Origin of the sequence: uncultured Streptococcus sp., assembly GCF_963456385.1 — a bacterium.
Taxonomy (GTDB): Bacteria; Bacillota; Bacilli; order Lactobacillales; family Streptococcaceae; genus Streptococcus.
In genome coordinates this window covers 25,317-41,095 of sequence record NZ_CAUOLF010000003.1, presented here as the reverse complement: position 1 = coordinate 41,095, position 15,779 = coordinate 25,317, and the positions used below count along the sequence as shown (strand labels likewise).

General features: G+C 45.6%; 11 protein-coding genes. 2 read left to right on the top strand and 9 right to left on the bottom strand.

The genetic code is table 11. The features are described 5' to 3' along the window. Positions 1 to 56: 56 nt before the first annotated feature. The 3 genes from RP262_RS01790 to RP262_RS01780 form a co-directional block, all read right to left on the bottom strand. The gene (locus tag RP262_RS01790) at positions 57 to 467 is read right to left on the bottom strand and encodes a peptide deformylase (RefSeq protein ID WP_125433961.1); all 411 of its coding nucleotides are present in this window, start codon (positions 465 to 467) and stop codon (positions 57 to 59) included. A gap of 46 nt (positions 468 to 513) precedes the next feature. Next, complete coding sequence (gene scrK, locus RP262_RS01785) at positions 514 to 1,413, bottom strand: fructokinase ScrK (protein ID WP_002907200.1); 900 nt, start codon at positions 1,411 to 1,413, stop codon at positions 514 to 516. A gap of 159 nt (positions 1,414 to 1,572) precedes the next feature. Continuing rightward, positions 1,573 to 3,537, bottom strand: a complete 1,965-nt coding sequence (locus RP262_RS01780) for a sucrose-specific PTS transporter subunit IIBC (RefSeq protein WP_311154095.1) — start codon at positions 3,535 to 3,537, stop codon at positions 1,573 to 1,575. A gap of 197 nt (positions 3,538 to 3,734) precedes the next feature. Between RP262_RS01780 and RP262_RS01775 the strand changes: the two genes are divergently transcribed. Both RP262_RS01775 and RP262_RS01770 read left to right on the top strand, forming a co-directional pair. Next, complete coding sequence (locus tag RP262_RS01775; RefSeq protein WP_311154094.1) at positions 3,735 to 5,189, top strand: sucrose-6-phosphate hydrolase; 1,455 nt, start codon at positions 3,735 to 3,737, stop codon at positions 5,187 to 5,189. After that, a complete protein-coding gene (locus RP262_RS01770; RefSeq protein WP_268681674.1) occupies positions 5,170 to 6,135 on the top strand; it encodes a LacI family DNA-binding transcriptional regulator in 966 nt (321 codons plus the stop codon). The genes RP262_RS01775 and RP262_RS01770 overlap by 20 nt, the downstream gene beginning before the upstream one ends. 95 nt (positions 6,136 to 6,230) lie before the next feature. On the opposite strand, the gene RP262_RS01765 is transcribed toward RP262_RS01770, so the two are convergent. The 6 genes from RP262_RS01765 to uvrA form a co-directional block, all read right to left on the bottom strand. Beyond that, the gene (locus RP262_RS01765) at positions 6,231 to 9,929 is read right to left on the bottom strand and encodes a pullulanase (RefSeq protein ID WP_311154093.1); all 3,699 of its coding nucleotides are present in this window, start codon (positions 9,927 to 9,929) and stop codon (positions 6,231 to 6,233) included. 234 nt (positions 9,930 to 10,163) lie between these two features. Continuing rightward, positions 10,164 to 10,595 (bottom strand): transcription antitermination factor NusB, encoded by a 432-nt coding sequence (nusB, locus tag RP262_RS01760; RefSeq protein ID WP_002919615.1) that lies wholly within the window; start codon positions 10,593 to 10,595, stop codon positions 10,164 to 10,166. Further along, positions 10,588 to 10,977, bottom strand: a complete 390-nt coding sequence (locus RP262_RS01755) for an Asp23/Gls24 family envelope stress response protein (protein WP_002896484.1) — start codon at positions 10,975 to 10,977, stop codon at positions 10,588 to 10,590. The genes nusB and RP262_RS01755 overlap by 8 nt, the downstream gene beginning before the upstream one ends. A gap of 19 nt (positions 10,978 to 10,996) precedes the next feature. Further along, positions 10,997 to 11,557 carry an elongation factor P gene (gene efp, locus RP262_RS01750; RefSeq protein ID WP_002896485.1) on the bottom strand — a complete coding sequence of 187 codons (561 nt, stop codon included), beginning with the start codon at positions 11,555 to 11,557 and terminating at the stop codon, positions 10,997 to 10,999. A gap of 61 nt (positions 11,558 to 11,618) precedes the next feature. Beyond that, on the bottom strand, positions 11,619 to 12,680 hold the full coding sequence (locus tag RP262_RS01745; RefSeq protein WP_311154092.1) for a Xaa-Pro peptidase family protein: 1,062 nt from the start codon (positions 12,678 to 12,680) through the stop codon (positions 11,619 to 11,621). 152 nt (positions 12,681 to 12,832) lie between these two features. Beyond that, the gene (gene uvrA / locus RP262_RS01740; RefSeq protein WP_223310295.1) at positions 12,833 to 15,664 is read right to left on the bottom strand and encodes an excinuclease ABC subunit UvrA; all 2,832 of its coding nucleotides are present in this window, start codon (positions 15,662 to 15,664) and stop codon (positions 12,833 to 12,835) included. Positions 15,665 to 15,779: the final 115 nt, after the last annotated feature.

The window sequence follows — 15,779 nt, the reverse complement described above, 5'->3', positions numbered from 1 at the left end:
ATGAGAACTATTTTTTTGATAAAAAAATTCAGCCCTTCTCAGGCTGAATTACTTCCTTAAATCAAGATTCCTTCCAAATGATCCAATTCATGCTGGCAGATTTGGGCAGGCAGGCCTTTCAAGGTCATGGTCTGCTGCTGCCAATGTTTATCCAGATAATCGACTGTGATTTCCTGATAACGTTGAGTGGGACGGCTTCCAACCAAGGACAGGCAGCCCTCTTCTGTCTTATAAGGGCCTGACTTAGAGAGCAGCACCGGATTAAACATGACTACCGGCACCAAGCCATATAGAAAGATAATGACCCGCTTACGGACACCAATCATATTTGCTGCGAGCCCTATACAGTTTTCTCGATTGGCCTGCAGAGTATCCTGCAAGTCTTGAGCCAGATAAAGGTCTTCTCTGCTAGCCCGCTCAGACAGCTGCTGCAGAAAGAAAATATCTTTGACAATTGCTTTTTCCATTGCTTTCCCTCATAGAGAAGAGCCTGATAAATCAGACCCTATAAGCTTATTTTGCGTGGCGTTCACTAACTTCTTTAGCCAGTACAAAGTTGCCCAGCGTTGCGGAGCCATTTCCAGCCACAGCCGGTGTCACGATATAGTCACGAACATCAGGAACTGGCAAATAGCCATTCAGAAGAACTGTGAATTTCTCACGAACTCGATCCAGCATGTGCTGCTGAGCCATAACTCCGCCACCAAAGACGATGACATCTGGACGGAAAGTCACTGTCGCCTGAATAGCCGCCTGAGCGATATAGTAAGCTTGAATATCCCAGACAGAACTATTGAGTTTAATATTTTCCCCACGAACTCCGGTCCGCGCCTCTAAGCTTGGTCCAGCCGCCAATCCTTCCAAGCAGCCATTGTGGAAAGGACAAACGCCATTGAACTCTTTTTCCACATCCATAGGGTGCTTAGCTACATAATAATGCCCCATCTCTGGGTGTCCTGTCCCCCCTACAAATTCGCCTCGCTGGATAGCGCCAGCACCGATTCCTGTCCCAATCGTATAATAGACCAGATTTTCAATACGGCCGCCAGCATTGTTGCGGGCTACTACTTCACCGTATGCCGAGCTATTGACATCCGTTGTAAAGTAAATGGGCACATTGAGGGCTCGGCGCAGAGCGCCAACAATGTCCACATTAGCCCAGTGCGGCTTAGGAGTAGTCGTGATAAAGCCGTAAGTCTTTGAATTAGGGTCAATATCAATTGGCCCGAAAGATCCAACAGCTAGACCAGCTAGATTGTCGAAACGAGAAAAGAACTCAATCGTCTTGTCTAGCGTTTCAATAGGCGTGGTCGTTGGAAACTGTGTCTTTTCAACAACTTCAAACCGTTCATCGCCTACAGCACAGACAAACTTAGTGCCGCCCGCTTCCAAACTTCCATACAATTTTGTCATTATAAATCCTCTTTTAACATTTGATTTTTACTCTATTCATTATAGCATATCTCTTGCAGACTTCTTGCCAAAAACAGTCTTTTTAAAGCTTTTTCAACAAGACTGTACTTATGACATAAAAAACGAACAAAAGCTGATTTGTTCGTTTTCTAAATTCCATTAGGCTTTCACTTCAATAACTGCGTCACCTTTAGCAAGTGCTCCTTCTGCTACTGGAGTCACAGAAGCGTAATCAGCTGTGTTGGTAACGATGACCATAGTCGTATCATCCAGACCAGCGGCTGCAATTTTCTCAGCTTCAAATGTTCCCAGAACATCACCAGCTTTGACCTTGTCGCCTTGAGCAACCTTTTGGTCAAAACCTTCGCCATTCATAGACACTGTATCAATTCCGACGTGAATCAGAATTTCAGCACCATTAGCTGTCTTCAAACCATAGGCATGGCCTGTCGCAAAAGCGATCGTAACTTCTGCATCAGCTGGGGCGTAAACCACACCCTCACTAGGCTTGATGGCAAGTCCTTGCCCCATCGCTCCGCTAGAGAAAACAGGATCATCAACATCGCTCAAAGCTACTGCCTGACCAACAATTGGAGAAATAATTGTTTCATCTTGGAGGGCAGCTGGCACATTACCAGTTGTTTCTTCCTCAACCAGTTTTTCAGTTTCGGATTTTTCATCTTTTTTATCAAGTGCAACTCTCAAAGCAACGCTAGGAATTGAAGCTTTTGATAAAACATCCGTCATTTTATCTTGCCACTCATCTTTCTCATCTTCAAAACCAAACATATACGTCAAAGCAAATCCAAGCGCAAATGATACAGCAACCATGAAGAGATATTGTAAGAGTTGTCCATTACCGATATAAAGCATTGTACCTGGGATGATAGTGATACCATTACCAGTACCAGCAAGTCCAAGGAGAGATGCCAAGCCACCACCAATTGCACCAGCAATCAATGAAAGGAAGAAGGGTTTGCGGTAACGCAAGTTAACCCCGAAGATAGCCGGCTCTGTAATGCCAAGAAAGGCAGAAAGAGCAGCTGGGAAAGCAAGAGCTTTTAATTTAGGATTTTTCGTTTTGAACGCAACGGCTACAGTAGCTGCACCTTGGGCTGTCATGGCAGCAGTGATAATCGCATTAAATGGATTCACCTTATCAGTAGCGAGTAACTGAATTTCAAGCAAGTTGAAGATATGGTGAACACCTGATACGACAATCAATTGGTGAACTCCACCAATCACCAAACCACCTAAACCAAACGGTAAAGCAAGGATTGCTTTTGTTCCAAACAAAATGTAGTTTTCAACAACGTGGAATACTGGTCCTATGACGAAAAGTCCAAGGATAGACATTACCAAAAGTGTAACGAACGGTGTCACCAAGAGATCCAAGACATCTGGCACAACCTTGCGGAGAGCTTTTTCAAACTTAGCTCCAACAACCCCGATAATGAAGGCTGGAAGAACAGAACCTTGCAAACCAACAACTGGGATGAAGCCAAAAAACTTCATCGCAGTCACTTCACCGCCAGAGGCTACTGCCCAAGCATTTGGAAGCGAGCCGGACACTAGCATCATCCCAAGGACGATACCAACAGCTGGATTTCCACCAAATACGCGGAAAGTTGACCAAACAACCAAACCTGGCAAGATAATGAAGGCTGTATCCGTAAGGATTTCTGTATAGGTCTTCACATCATCTGGAAGTGTCATCCCAAGAGCGTTCAAGAGTCCACGCACACCCATGAAGAGACCTGTCGCTACGATAACTGGGATGATTGGCACAAATACGTCACCAAATGTACGGATGGCGCGTTGGAACCAATTCCCTTGCTTAGCAGCTTCTGCTTTCATGTCATCTTTTGATGAAGTTGGCAATCCTAAAGCTACAACTTCGTCATAGATTTTATTAACCGTACCGGTACCAAAGATAATCTGGTACTGGCCGGAGTTAAAGAAGGCACCCTGAACTTTTTCCAGATTTTCGACAGTGTTTTTGTCGATTTTACCCTCATCTTTAACCATCACGCGCAAGCGAGTCGCACAGTGAGCCACACTGTTGACATTCTCACGTCCACCAAGGGCTTCGATGACTTTTTTTGCAATTTCAGTATTATTCATTTGCAAAAATCTCCTTATAAATATTTTTAACTTTTTTGAAAGCGATTTTATCACCTTTACGAATATTATTTTACCATGATTCAAAAATATGTCAAGCGTTTTGCAGAAAAAATATTTTTTTACTGTTAAATGTTGATTTTTCATCGGAAAACGTTTACTATAGTAATAAGAAATAATATGATTCGGAGGACAAAAGATTGGCTTGGACGACTGAAAAACGCTACAAACGCTATGAAGACTGGACTCAGGAAGAGATACAGCACATCAAAGACAATATCGTTAAATCTCCTTGGCGGGCTAACTACCATGTGGAGCCTCAGACAGGTCTCCTCAATGACCCCAATGGCTTTTCTTATTTTGACGGCAAGTGGGTGGTTTTCTACCAAAACTTTCCTTTCGGAGCAGCTCACGGTCTCAAGTGCTGGGTCCAGATGGAAAGTGATGACCTAGTCCACTTCACGGAAACTGGTCTTCGGGTGCTGCCAGATACTCCTCTGGACAGCCACGGTGCCTACTCTGGCTCTGCCATGCAGTTTGACGACAAGCTCTTTCTCTTCTATACTGGTAATGTTCGTGATGAGAACTGGGTACGTCATCCTTATCAAATCGGTGCCTTGTTAGATAAATCAGGCAAGCTCGAAAAAATTGACAAGGTCTTGATTGAACAACCTGCTGAAGCGACTGACCACTTCCGCGATCCCCAGATTTTCAACTACAAAGGGCAATTCTATGCTATTGTTGGCGGGCAAAATCTAGACAAACAAGGCTATGTCAAGCTTTACAAGGCAGTTGATAATGACTATACCAACTGGGAAGTTGTCGGCGATTTAGACTTCGCCAATGACAAGACAGCCTATATGATGGAGTGTCCTAACCTAGTCTTTATCAACGACCAACCAGTCTTGCTTTATTGCCCTCAAGGTTTGTCCAAGGACGTACTGGACTATGGTAACATTTACCCGAACATGTATAAAATAGGTCAATCGTTTGACACAAGCAAGGCTGCTTTGATTAATCCTAGCCCTATCCAAAATCTGGACTACGGTTTCGACTGCTACGCCACCCAGGCTTTTAACGCACCTGACGGTCGGGCACTCGCTGTCAGCTGGCTAGGCTTACCTGATGTGGAATACCCATCTGACCGCTTCGACCATCAAGGGGCCTTCTCCCTCGTCAAGGAATTAAGTCTGAAAGACGGAAAACTCTATCAATACCCAGTGCCTGCTATCAAGAACTTGCGAACAGATGAACAGCCTTTCACTGCTTTGGCAGAAAGCAAGAACAGCTACGAACTAGAACTGAAGCTTGCTGCGGACACCGAGCATGAAATCGTCCTCTTTGCGGACAAGGATGGCAAGGGCCTACGCATCAATTTTGACCTCAAAGCAGGTCTAGTAACGGTTGATCGTAGTCAAGCGGGTGAGCCATTCGCTCTGGACTTTGGAACCAGCCGAAGCTGTGATATTGACAAAGAAGCAACGAGCGCTACTATCTTCATCGATAAATCGATTTTTGAAATTTTCATCAATAAAGGAGAGAAAGTATTTTCCGGCCGTGTCTTCCCGAGAGAAGACCAAACAGGTATTGCTATTACTACGGGCAATCCAACCGGTACTTACTATGAATTAGATTATGGTCGCAAAGCTAACTGATGTAGCAAAACTAGCAGGAGTCAGCCCCACAACTGTTTCCCGCGTCATCAACAGAAAAGGCTACTTGTCTGACAAAACGATTTCTAAGGTTGAGGCAGCCATGCGAGAATTGGCCTACAAGCCCAACAATCTGGCACGCAGTCTCCAAGGAAAATCAGCCAAGCTAATTGGACTCATTTTCCCTAATATCAGCAATGTCTTTTATGCAGAATTGATTGACAAGCTGGAGCATGAGCTTTTTAAACAAGGCTATAAAACCATCATCTGCAATAGCGAGCATGACTCCGACAAGGAGCGTGAATACCTTGAGATGCTGGAAGCCAATCAGGTGGACGGCATCATTTCTGGCAGCCACAATCTAGGCATCGAGGACTACAATCGTGTGACCGCACCAATCATTGCCTTTGACCGCAATCTTTCGCCGGATATCCCAGTTGTCTCCTCAGACAACTACGGAGGCGGAGTGCTAGCGGCTCAGACCTTGGTCAAGGCTGGAGCGCAAAACATCATTATGATTACCGGCAATGACAATTCCAACTCACCGACCGGCCTGCGCCATGCTGGCTTTGCTTCCGTCCTGCCTGATGCTCCTATTATCAATGTGTCCAGTGATTTTTCACCCGTCCGAAAGGAAATGGAAATCAAGCAAATCCTGAGTCAAACTAAGCCCGATGCTATTTTTGCTTCAGATGATTTGACAGCCATCTTAATTATGAAGGTCGCACAGGAGCTGAACATCCAGATCCCTGAAGATTTGAAAATCATCGGCTACGATGGCACCTACTTTGTGGAAAACTACTACCCGCAGCTAGCAACGATCAAGCAGCCACTGAAAGATATTGCCCGTCTCTCTGTAGACCTACTCCTCAAAAAAATTGCCGGCCAAGAAGTCCAAACAACTGGCTATTTCCTGCCAGTCAGTCTCTTACCTGGTAAGAGTGTTTAACACAGATATAAGCAAGCAAAGACGACATCCATTATTGGAAGTCGTCTTTATTTAGCCATAGTCTAAAAAATTTCTCACAGGGCAATAATCAATTATTACTCTTTCTTTCTAAAGGTTAACAAACCGGCCAGGAAAGCAAGGAAGCCACCTAAAAGTGCCAGCAGGGAAGTGCTTGTTCCGGTTTTTGGCAAGGCTTTTTCTGTTTGGATAGCTGCTTCTTTTACTTCTGAAGCCTGAGTTTTTTGCCCATCCAAGGATAAAGCCTGAGGCTGAGCGTTGGCTGCAGAAGGGGCAGACAGCTGCTCTTTTTGAGCTACTGGAGCTTGAGATTTTTCTTCCTGAGCTGGGGTCACTTTTCGAAGTCGCAAAATAGTCGCTGTCAGCGGAGCTAGGGCTAAACCATTGCTGTTTCTGGTGACACCTGCTGGATCAGAAATGGCAGTCACTCCTGCGGTATTGCCATCTGCCACAACCTCTGCACCTGCTAGATGCTTGTAGGCTTCACCAAAGTTAAATTGTCGTTCCTTGGTGTCCGCATTGACAAAGACAGCATAAATATCGCCATTCGACGCAACCACTTGGTAGCCGAGAACAAGGTCTTCTTTCTCAACACCATCCTTGCCAGGCTGGGTGATGAGGGTCACATTTTGCTCCACTTCATCTTTGGAGCTGCGGGTAAAGGCATCCGTTGATTTCCGCAAGGCAATCAAGCCTTTCATATAGGCACGACTCTTGGCATTTTCAGGGAATTTCTCCGAATCAGTCGCCTTGGTCCAGTCAAAGTGGTTGACCGCGTCGCTCGAATCATAAGAATCATGAATGAAGTACGGATAGTCAAACGGCGTGCCGTCTTCATTGGTCAACAAATGCGCTTTATTTGGAACCTTGTCTTCAGAGACAGGATATTTGTAGGCAGGATCGCGGAATTGCTTGGTCCGGCCGTACTCTTGACCAGAGTGGATAAATGGTGTCCCTTGCGAAGTCAGAATCATCAGATTTCCCAGACGCAGGCGGCGATGAATCTCTTGATAATTGGCAGCCACTGCCGGATCTTTCTTGATTGACTGAGCAATGATATCAAAGAGCGTCAGATTATCATGGGCTGCGATGTATTGGATCACATCTCCTGGGCTATCCGCCTCAAAATTGGTTGGCTGCGCCTTGATGTTTTTAAAGACATTTTCCACACTGCGTTTGCCACCGGTGATAAAGGCTGGTGTTCCCTCATTTGGATAACCTGATTTCAAGGTATTGCGAATATCATCTGAGAAGACTGCTACCGTGTCTGTTGACTTCATCCAAGATTGGTCAGCCGGCTGGACAGCTTTATTTTCATCACCTGCATAAGTCTTCCAGCCCTCACCCAGCATAATGAGATTTGGATTCAGCTTCTTGGCTTCTTCAAAAGCTTTTTGGATGGACTCAGCATCATGGTCCCCCATCATATCAAAGCGGAAACCATCTACCTTGTACTGCTCTGTCAGGTACTTGATCGAATCCACCAAGACCCGTCTGCTCATATAGTGAGTAGTACCCAAGCGGCCGCCACCAAAGCTGGATCTCGGTGTACCATCCGCATCCATAAAGTGGTAGTAATTGGGCTCCAAATCCTCAAAGATAGAGGTTTTAGCCGTATGATTATAGACCACATCCATGATAACGCCCATGCCGCGCTTATGAATTTCATTGACAAGATTTTTGAATTCCTCAATGCGCTTGGCTGGATCTGTCGGCGCACTGGAGTACATACCTGTCAGCGAGAAGTAGTTTTGCGGGTCATAGCCCCAGTTATAGTTGCTGTTGCTGGAAGCGTACTTGTCCATACGCTCAGCATTTTTCAGCTCATTTACAAAGTAATAACTTAGAACCGGCAAGAGCTGAACGTGGGTCACTCCCAATTCTTTCAAATAATCCAATTTCTCAATGAAAGCTGAGAAGGTTCCAAATTGAGATTTCAAATCCTTTGAAATAGCCGGATCAGAGGTGAAATCACGAACGTGAGCCTCATAAATCAAGGCATCTTCCCGCTTCTTAAAGTTCGGAATAGTAGCATAGGTCAGGTCTTTCGGTCCATATTCACTTGGATCTACAAAGGCTGCCTTGGCAATCTTGTAGGCACCTCCCTTGTCTGTATCTTCACTGTTCCAAGCGGCTAAAGACTTGGCATAAGGATCCAGCACAAGAAACTTTTTACCGCCACGAGTAATTTCATAATGATAGAAATATCCACGATAGTCAGAAATCCCTAGGCCGCTCTCAGGCGTCAAGCTGCTAGTCCATGTGCCAGACGCACCTTTCTGCATAGCCAGGCGTCCAATGACCTTGTTCTGATCCTCTTTGTCGTAGACTACCAAATCAACTTGGTCCGCACTTGGTGACCAGAAAGTTAGGTCCACTTGTTTGCCCGCTTGAGAAACACGAGCTCCCAAATCACCATCATACTTGTAGATACTATCCTTCAGCTGCCAGTTCATGCTGGTTTTGAATTGGTCATTGCCATATTTGATAAGATAAGGTGACTGAGCTTGGTTAAAATCACCGATGAATTTGGCGCTTTTGGTCTCAGGAGCCAGAACCACATCTTTAACAGCGACTTCATGGCCATCTTTGTCTGTAATCTTTAAGTTCTTTAAAATGTCCTCTTTTTTAGCACTTTCTAAGGTAGAAAAGCTGGCCTCAATCTCAGTCAAGCCAATATGCTGGGCTCCCGTCATACGAATATCATTGGCAAAGTAAGGGTTGGTATAAACTGTCGGATCCGCATCACGCAAGAAAATTTGGCTGTTTTTCTCCAAATTCGTGAAATTATAATCCTGATTTTGAATCTTCACATCATCTCCTGATTTGCTTTCGTCTAAAAGTAAGAAGCCAATCGTCTTAGCAGCATCCTTCAAGGGAACATCTACATAGCGGCCATATTTCCCAGTCTTCTCAAAGTTCACTCCGTCAGGCCAATTCTTACTTGGATTTTGGACATCTCCCCAGAGCCAGAGCGACTTCTTATCATACTGGCCGTCTGTACGATAGTAGTTGATTCGAACCATACCTTTTTTCAAAGGCTCGTAAGTATGAGGTTGATAGTCTGTGTCAAACCAAATCTCATTCATCTGAGGACTGAGTAGCTCGACCGTCTTGTCACCTGTAATATTTTGCCCTGCTGTATTATTGATTAGAAGGCTGATTTTGCTTCTTTTCTCAGCCATTTTAACATCAAGATAATAGCCGTAGTCATCTTCTTTAGCAGTCGCAAAGCTAGTTGCTCCGGTTGGCCAAGCTCCCTTTTGACTAGAAGGTGTCTCAACATCATCCCAAGTCCACAAGCCCAAGCTGTCTAGATTTTGTGAAGGCAGGGTTTTGAAATGAAATCGAATATTGCCTTCTTCAATAGCATCTTTCGCTGAAGCTTGCGGCTGACTAACTGCTTCATGCTTGTCTTTTTCACTTGGATTTGCAGCTTCTTGACCAGCTACTTCTGAAACTGCACTAACTGGAGCTTGATCTGCCACTACATCAGTTGGAGCAGCCTGCTCTGAAGCCCCCGCTCCTGAACTATCTGCCTCTCCAGTTTTTTCTTCATCTGCTGAATTAGGTTGGGCTGCTGCATTTGCATCAGAGACTGCTTCTGTTGCTGGGCTGGCCGATGTGCTCGCTTCATCCGCTTGGACTAATTGGGCATTTCCCAGTAGGAAACCTGAGGCAATGACAACAGAGGCTACTCCTACTTTTAAGCGACGGATGCCGAAATAATGACGCTTTTCCCCCATCCGAGACTGTAGGTGATCGTTATTTTTCATAAACAGAAAACTCCTTTATTTTTTCTTATAGAGAACATCTATGCAAACGTTTTCTGTATTTATTATACCGATTCTTTTTCAAGTTGTAAAGGCTTTCAATAAGAGTTTTTCTCACTCAGATACTTCATGCTCTCTGTACGGATTTTGATGATTCGATAAGCTATTTGCGATTCAAACAACAATTGACAAGCAAAAAAAGCCAAGACACTTGTCTCGACCTTCATTTTATTCAACTTATTCAACGATAAATTGACTCAAAATCCCATTAATGAACTTACTGGACTTTTCGTCAGAGAATTGCTTGGAAAGCTCAATGGCTTCGTTGACTGCTACCAACTGTGGGGTGTCAAACTCTGTAATCTCAAAGATACCCAAACGCAGGATATTTTTCTCTACCAGCGTCAGACGATCCACTGTCCAGCCCTTTTTGAGGTGCTGGGCAATTTTCTTGTCCAAGTCGTCCTTGGACTGGACCACACCGGAGACCAGATTGAGCAGGAAGGCTGGAATATCAGCTTCCGCCACTTTGTCTGCCTCTTCGTCCTTATCATAAGAATAGGCAAAGCGACAAGCTTCCACAAGATCCCCTTCATACTCTAGGCTCATCAGGGCCTGAAAAGCCCGCTGGCGCAGACCTCTTCTGGATTCCAATAGTATATCAGTCATTGAGGAAGTCCTCATCAAATAGATCTTTCAAGTCTGGCTTCGGTGCCTTTTCTGGAACAATGCCTGCCACATGGATATTGACAGCAGACAGCTCTACCTCAGCCATATCAAAAACAGCGCTTTTTACAGCCTTCTGAATCGCTACTGCAACAGTCGGAACGCTGACACCGTATTCCAAATACAGGTAGATGTCCACAGTCACATCACCTGTCTCATCGGTATGAAGTGACACTCCGCGACCGAGTGAGCGCATAGAAAGACTGTCTGACATACTCTTATTTGCGAAGGAATAAACACCTTCTACCTTTGCTGTTGCAATGGCAATGATTTTTTCCAAAACACGTGGCGCAATGACGATTTCACCTAATTGTTCAGCTGCCATAGTTATTACCTCTTCTATATTATGCGCGAGAAACGTAAGTTCCTTCTGCAGTATTGATAATTAATTTTTGTCCAACTTCGATGAAGTCTGGTACGTTGACAACAAGACCTGTCTCCAGTGTAGCTGGCTTACCAGATCCGGTAACAGTAGCTCCCTTGATAGATGGCTGAGTATCAGTCACGACCAATTCAACTGTTGTTGGTACAGTCACACCAATCACTTCTGTTCCGTAGAACTGGATTTTCACATCAGAGTTTTCAAGGATGAATTTCAATTCTTCTTCTACATTGACTACTGGAATTTCATATTGATCATAAGTCTCAGTATTCATGAAATAAGCAGTGTCATCCATTTGGTACAAGTATTGAGCTGGAACAGTTTCAATAATGGCTTGTTCAAATTTTTCTTCTGGACGGTAGCTGGTATCAAAGGTAGAGCCAGTACGAACATCGCGCAACTTCATCCGCATAATCGTATTTCCCTTACCTGGCTTGTGGTGGCTCGCTTCCAAAACGCGGATGAGTTTTCCATCAGCTGTTTCGAAGGTCATTCCAGCTTTCAGCTTACTTGCTTCAATCATTCTATATTACCTCTTTTTAAAATTATATTTCTACTTATTCTATCATAAAGACTGATAATTCTCAAATAACAATCAACTCTTTCGGCGCAAGAGTTAGGACTTCGCAGCCTGTTTCTGTGATGAGGAGATCGTCTTCGATGCGGACACCGTATTTGCCGTCCAGATAAATACCCGGCTCATCAGTCAGGACCATGCCCGCCTCAATCGGCTCTTCTGACTTGCCAAAGTAAGGAATTTCATGTATATCCAGGCCGATACCGTGGCCAATCCCATGGCTAAAGTAAGGACCGTAGCCAGCATCGTTAATAATCTGCCGTGGAATCCGGTCAAAATCAATCCGGCTAAGACCAGCCTTAGCAGATTCTATCAGGGCTTGATTGCTGCGCAGGACAATATCATAGATTTCCCGCTCTTCATCTGTCACTTGCCCCACATGAACAGTCCGCGTCATATCGCTGACATAGTGGTTGTAGTAGCAACCAAAGTCCATGGTCAGGGTTTCCCCATTTTGAATGATCTTGTCACTAGCCACGCCATGTGGCATAGCAGAGCGGTAGCCCGAAGCGATGATGAAGTCAAAAGAAGCACCTGAAGCACCTAGCTGCCGCATACGGGCATCTAAAAAGTTCATCACAGCCAGCTCTGTCGTCTCACCAGGCTTGATAAAATCCAGTACATCTAGGAAGGCTTGATCCGAAATCTGACAGGCCTTGCGAATAGTCGCGATTTCTTGCTCATCTTTAATCATGCGCAGATTTTCAATAAAGCCCGTCATGGGAACTAGTTCGTAGGCCGAGAAGACACTTTCCAGCATCTTGAAGTAGGCATAGGAAATCTCGTCATCAAAACCGATTTTTTGCAGCTTGTCATCCGCAATAATCTTGACAATCTCACCAATCGCGTCGCGTGTTTCGACAATATCAAAACCTTGGACTACTCCCTTGGCAATCAGCGTATAGCGCGCATCCGTTAGGAAAATCCGACGTGTTTTGCTGATGAAAACTGTCGCTTCTGTCCCGCTGAAACCAGTCAGGTAGTAAATATTTTTCAGATTGGTTACTAAAACAGCATCGCAGTCTGTCTGAGCCAATGCTGCTTCAAACTTTTCAACTCTTGATAACATGAGGCACCTCCGTGAAATAACTAAGCTTATTATATCAAAAAACCAGTCAAATAGGACATTTTTTGACAAACCTTATCCAGGAATTAGAATCCAACGAGCATTCTCTGACATGAAAAATCCCTGTTTTTAATATCAAACAGGGATTTGATGAATTATTTTACGTGCAGCTTGCCTTTCAAATATTGACCGGTATAGCTGGCTGGATTAGCTGCGACTTCTTCCGGTGTCCCCGTCGCAATAATCGTACCGCCACCGACACCGCCTTCCGGTCCCAAATCAATGATATGGTCAGCTGTCTTGATAACATCCAAATTGTGCTCGATAACGAGGACTGTATTGCCATCGTCCACAAAGCGTGATAGCACTTGAAGGAGCTTGGCAATATCTTCAGAATGCAGACCCGTGGTCGGCTCATCCAAGATATAGAAGGACTTACCAGTCGAGCGCTTGTGAAGTTCGCTGGCCAGTTTCATCCGCTGAGCTTCACCACCTGACAAGGTTGTGGCTGGCTGCCCTAGAGTCACATAGCCTAGTCCCACATCCTTGATAGTCTGGAGTTTACGGGCAATCTTGGGGATATGCTGGAAGAACTCTACCGCATCATTGACCGTCATGTCCAGAACCTGAGCGATATTCTTCTCCTTGTAGTGGACTTCCAGAGTTTCGCTATTATAGCGAGTGCCGTGACAGACCTCGCAGGCCACATAGACGTCAGGCAGGAAGTGCATCTCAATCTTGATAATCCCATCACCCGAGCAGGCCTCACAGCGACCGCCCTTGACGTTAAAGCTGAAACGGCCCTTCTTGTAGCCGCGAATCTTGGCTTCATTGGTCTTGGCAAACAGATCGCGAATATCGTCAAAGACTCCAGTATAAGTGGCCGGATTAGAGCGCGGTGTCCGACCAATCGGACTTTGGTCAATATCAATCAGTCTGTCCACATGCTCAATGCCGCTGATTTTCTTGAACTTACCTGGCTTAGCAGAGTTGCGGTTGAGTTTTTGGGCGATGGCTTTTTTAAGAATAGAGTTGACCAGTGTTGACTTGCCAGACCCAGAAACTCCTGTCACAGCGATGAATTTGCCCAAGGGGAATCTGGCCGTGATATTCTGCAGGTTATTTTCCTGAGCACCTGTCACTTCGATAAAGCGGCCATTGCCTACACGGCGTTCCAATGGTACTGGGATCTCGCGCTTACCTGACAGGTATTGGCCTGTGATGGATTTCTTGCTCTTAGCCACTTGTGCAGGAGTGCCGGCTGCGACGATTTCACCGCCGAAAACACCAGCTCCTGGTCCCACATCAATCAGCCAGTCAGCCTCTCGCATGGTATCCTCATCATGCTCAACCACGATGAGAGTATTGCCCAGGTCACGCATCTTCTTGAGGCTGGCAATTAGGCGGTCATTGTCACGCTGGTGCAAGCCAATAGAGGGCTCGTCCAGGATATAGAGGACCCCACTCAAGTTAGAACCAATCTGAGTCGCCAAGCGAATCCGCTGGCTCTCGCCTCCTGATAGAGTTCCTGCCGAGCGAGACAAAGTCAGGTAATTGAGGCCAACGTTATTGAGGAAGGTCAGGCGGTCGTGAATTTCTTTGAGAATAGGGCGCGCAATCGTAGCTTCATTTTCAGTCAAGCTAAGCTTATCCAACTGAAGCAAATGATCAGCAATGGACAAGTCTGAAATCTCACCGATATGCAAGCCAGCTTCGCCGCCAACCTTGACAGACAAGGCCTGAGGGCTGAGTCGATAACCGTGACAAGCCGCACAAGTCAGCTCATTCATATAAGCCCGCATCTGCGTCCGAGTAAAATCACTATTGGTTTCATGGTAGCGGCGGTTGATATTGGTGACAACCCCCTCAAAAGGAATGTCAATATCGCGCACACCGCCAAATTCATTTTCATAATGAAAATGGAACTCTCGTCCATCTGAGCCAAAGAAAATCAGCTGCTTTTCTTCCTCAGTCAGCTCCTCAAATGGCTTGTCCATATCAATGCCAAAGGCTGCCATGGCCTGCTCCAGCATCTGCGGATAGTAGTTGGAGGAGATGGGATTCCAAGGCGCTAGCGCTCCTTCGCGCAAGGTCTTGCCAGCTTCTGGCACAACGACATCTAGATCCACCTCCAGCTTAACCCCCAGACCATCACAGTCCGGACAGGAGCCAAAGGGCGCATTAAAAGAAAAGAGTCGCGGCTCTAGCTCTGGCACTGTAAAGCCACAAACAGGGCAGGCATAGTGTTCAGAAAAGAGTAGCTCTTGACCATCCATGGTATCAATCACCACATAGCCCTCAGCAATCCGCAGAGCAGCTTCGACTGAGTCAAAGAGGCGGCTGCGCACTCCTTCCTTGATAACAATTCTGTCTACTACGACCTCAATATCATGCTGCTTGCTCTTAGAAAGCTCTGGCACTTCCGTCACATCGTAAATATCGCCATCCACGCGCACACGGACATAACCGTCTTTCTGAATCTTGTCAAAAACGGTCTTATGCTGGCCTTTTTTCTTGCGGATGACCGGCGCTAAAATCTGCAGCCGCTGACGCTCTGGCAATTCCAAGACCTTGTCAACAATCTGCTCAACAGACGAAGCCGTAATAGCTCCATGACCATTGATACAGTATGGCGTCCCAACACGAGCATAGAGCAGGCGCAGGTAGTCATTGATTTCGGTTGCAGTTCCCACTGTTGAGCGGGGATTTTTACTGGTCGTCTTCTGGTCGATGGAAATAGCCGGGCTGAGACCATCAATCGAGTCCACATCCGGCTTTTCCATATTGCCCAAAAACTGCCGAGCATAGGCCGACAGACTCTCCACATAGCGGCGCTGCCCTTCTGCATAAAGGGTGTCAAAAGCCAGACTGGACTTGCCCGAACCGGACAGCCCCGTCACCACGACCAGCTTGTCTCTGGGAATTTCTACATCAATATTTTTTAAATTATGAGCTCGCGCTCCATGAATCACAATTTTATCTTGCATCTTGACCTCGTTTCACTTATAAACCTTCTCCATTATAACAAATTTTTCTGCAAACTTTTGCCCCAAAAACCCGAATTTGTAGTATAATAGTACGGTATGCAAAAAAACTCTGGAA

What these genes read in the sequence shown, in the direction of transcription:
- nusB (WP_002919615.1), bottom strand. Translation starts at nt 10,595, where the DNA reads ATGACTGATATACTATTGGAATCCAGAAGAGGTCTGCGCCAGCGGGCT.
- efp (WP_002896485.1), bottom strand. Translation starts at nt 11,557, where the DNA reads ATGATTGAAGCAAGTAAGCTGAAAGCTGGAATGACCTTCGAAACAGCT.
- scrK (WP_002907200.1), bottom strand. Translation starts at nt 1,413, where the DNA reads ATGACAAAATTGTATGGAAGTTTGGAAGCGGGCGGCACTAAGTTTGTC.
- RP262_RS01745 (WP_311154092.1), bottom strand. Translation starts at nt 12,680, where the DNA reads ATGTTATCAAGAGTTGAAAAGTTTGAAGCAGCATTGGCTCAGACAGAC.
- RP262_RS01765 (WP_311154093.1), bottom strand. Translation starts at nt 9,929, where the DNA reads ATGAAAAATAACGATCACCTACAGTCTCGGATGGGGGAAAAGCGTCAT.
- uvrA (WP_223310295.1), bottom strand. Translation starts at nt 15,664, where the DNA reads ATGCAAGATAAAATTGTGATTCATGGAGCGCGAGCTCATAATTTAAAA.
- RP262_RS01790 (WP_125433961.1), bottom strand. Translation starts at nt 467, where the DNA reads ATGGAAAAAGCAATTGTCAAAGATATTTTCTTTCTGCAGCAGCTGTCT.
- RP262_RS01770 (WP_268681674.1), top strand. Translation starts at nt 5,170, where the DNA reads ATGGTCGCAAAGCTAACTGATGTAGCAAAACTAGCAGGAGTCAGCCCC.
- RP262_RS01755 (WP_002896484.1), bottom strand. Translation starts at nt 10,977, where the DNA reads ATGGCAGCTGAACAATTAGGTGAAATCGTCATTGCGCCACGTGTTTTG.
- RP262_RS01780 (WP_311154095.1), bottom strand. Translation starts at nt 3,537, where the DNA reads ATGAATAATACTGAAATTGCAAAAAAAGTCATCGAAGCCCTTGGTGGA.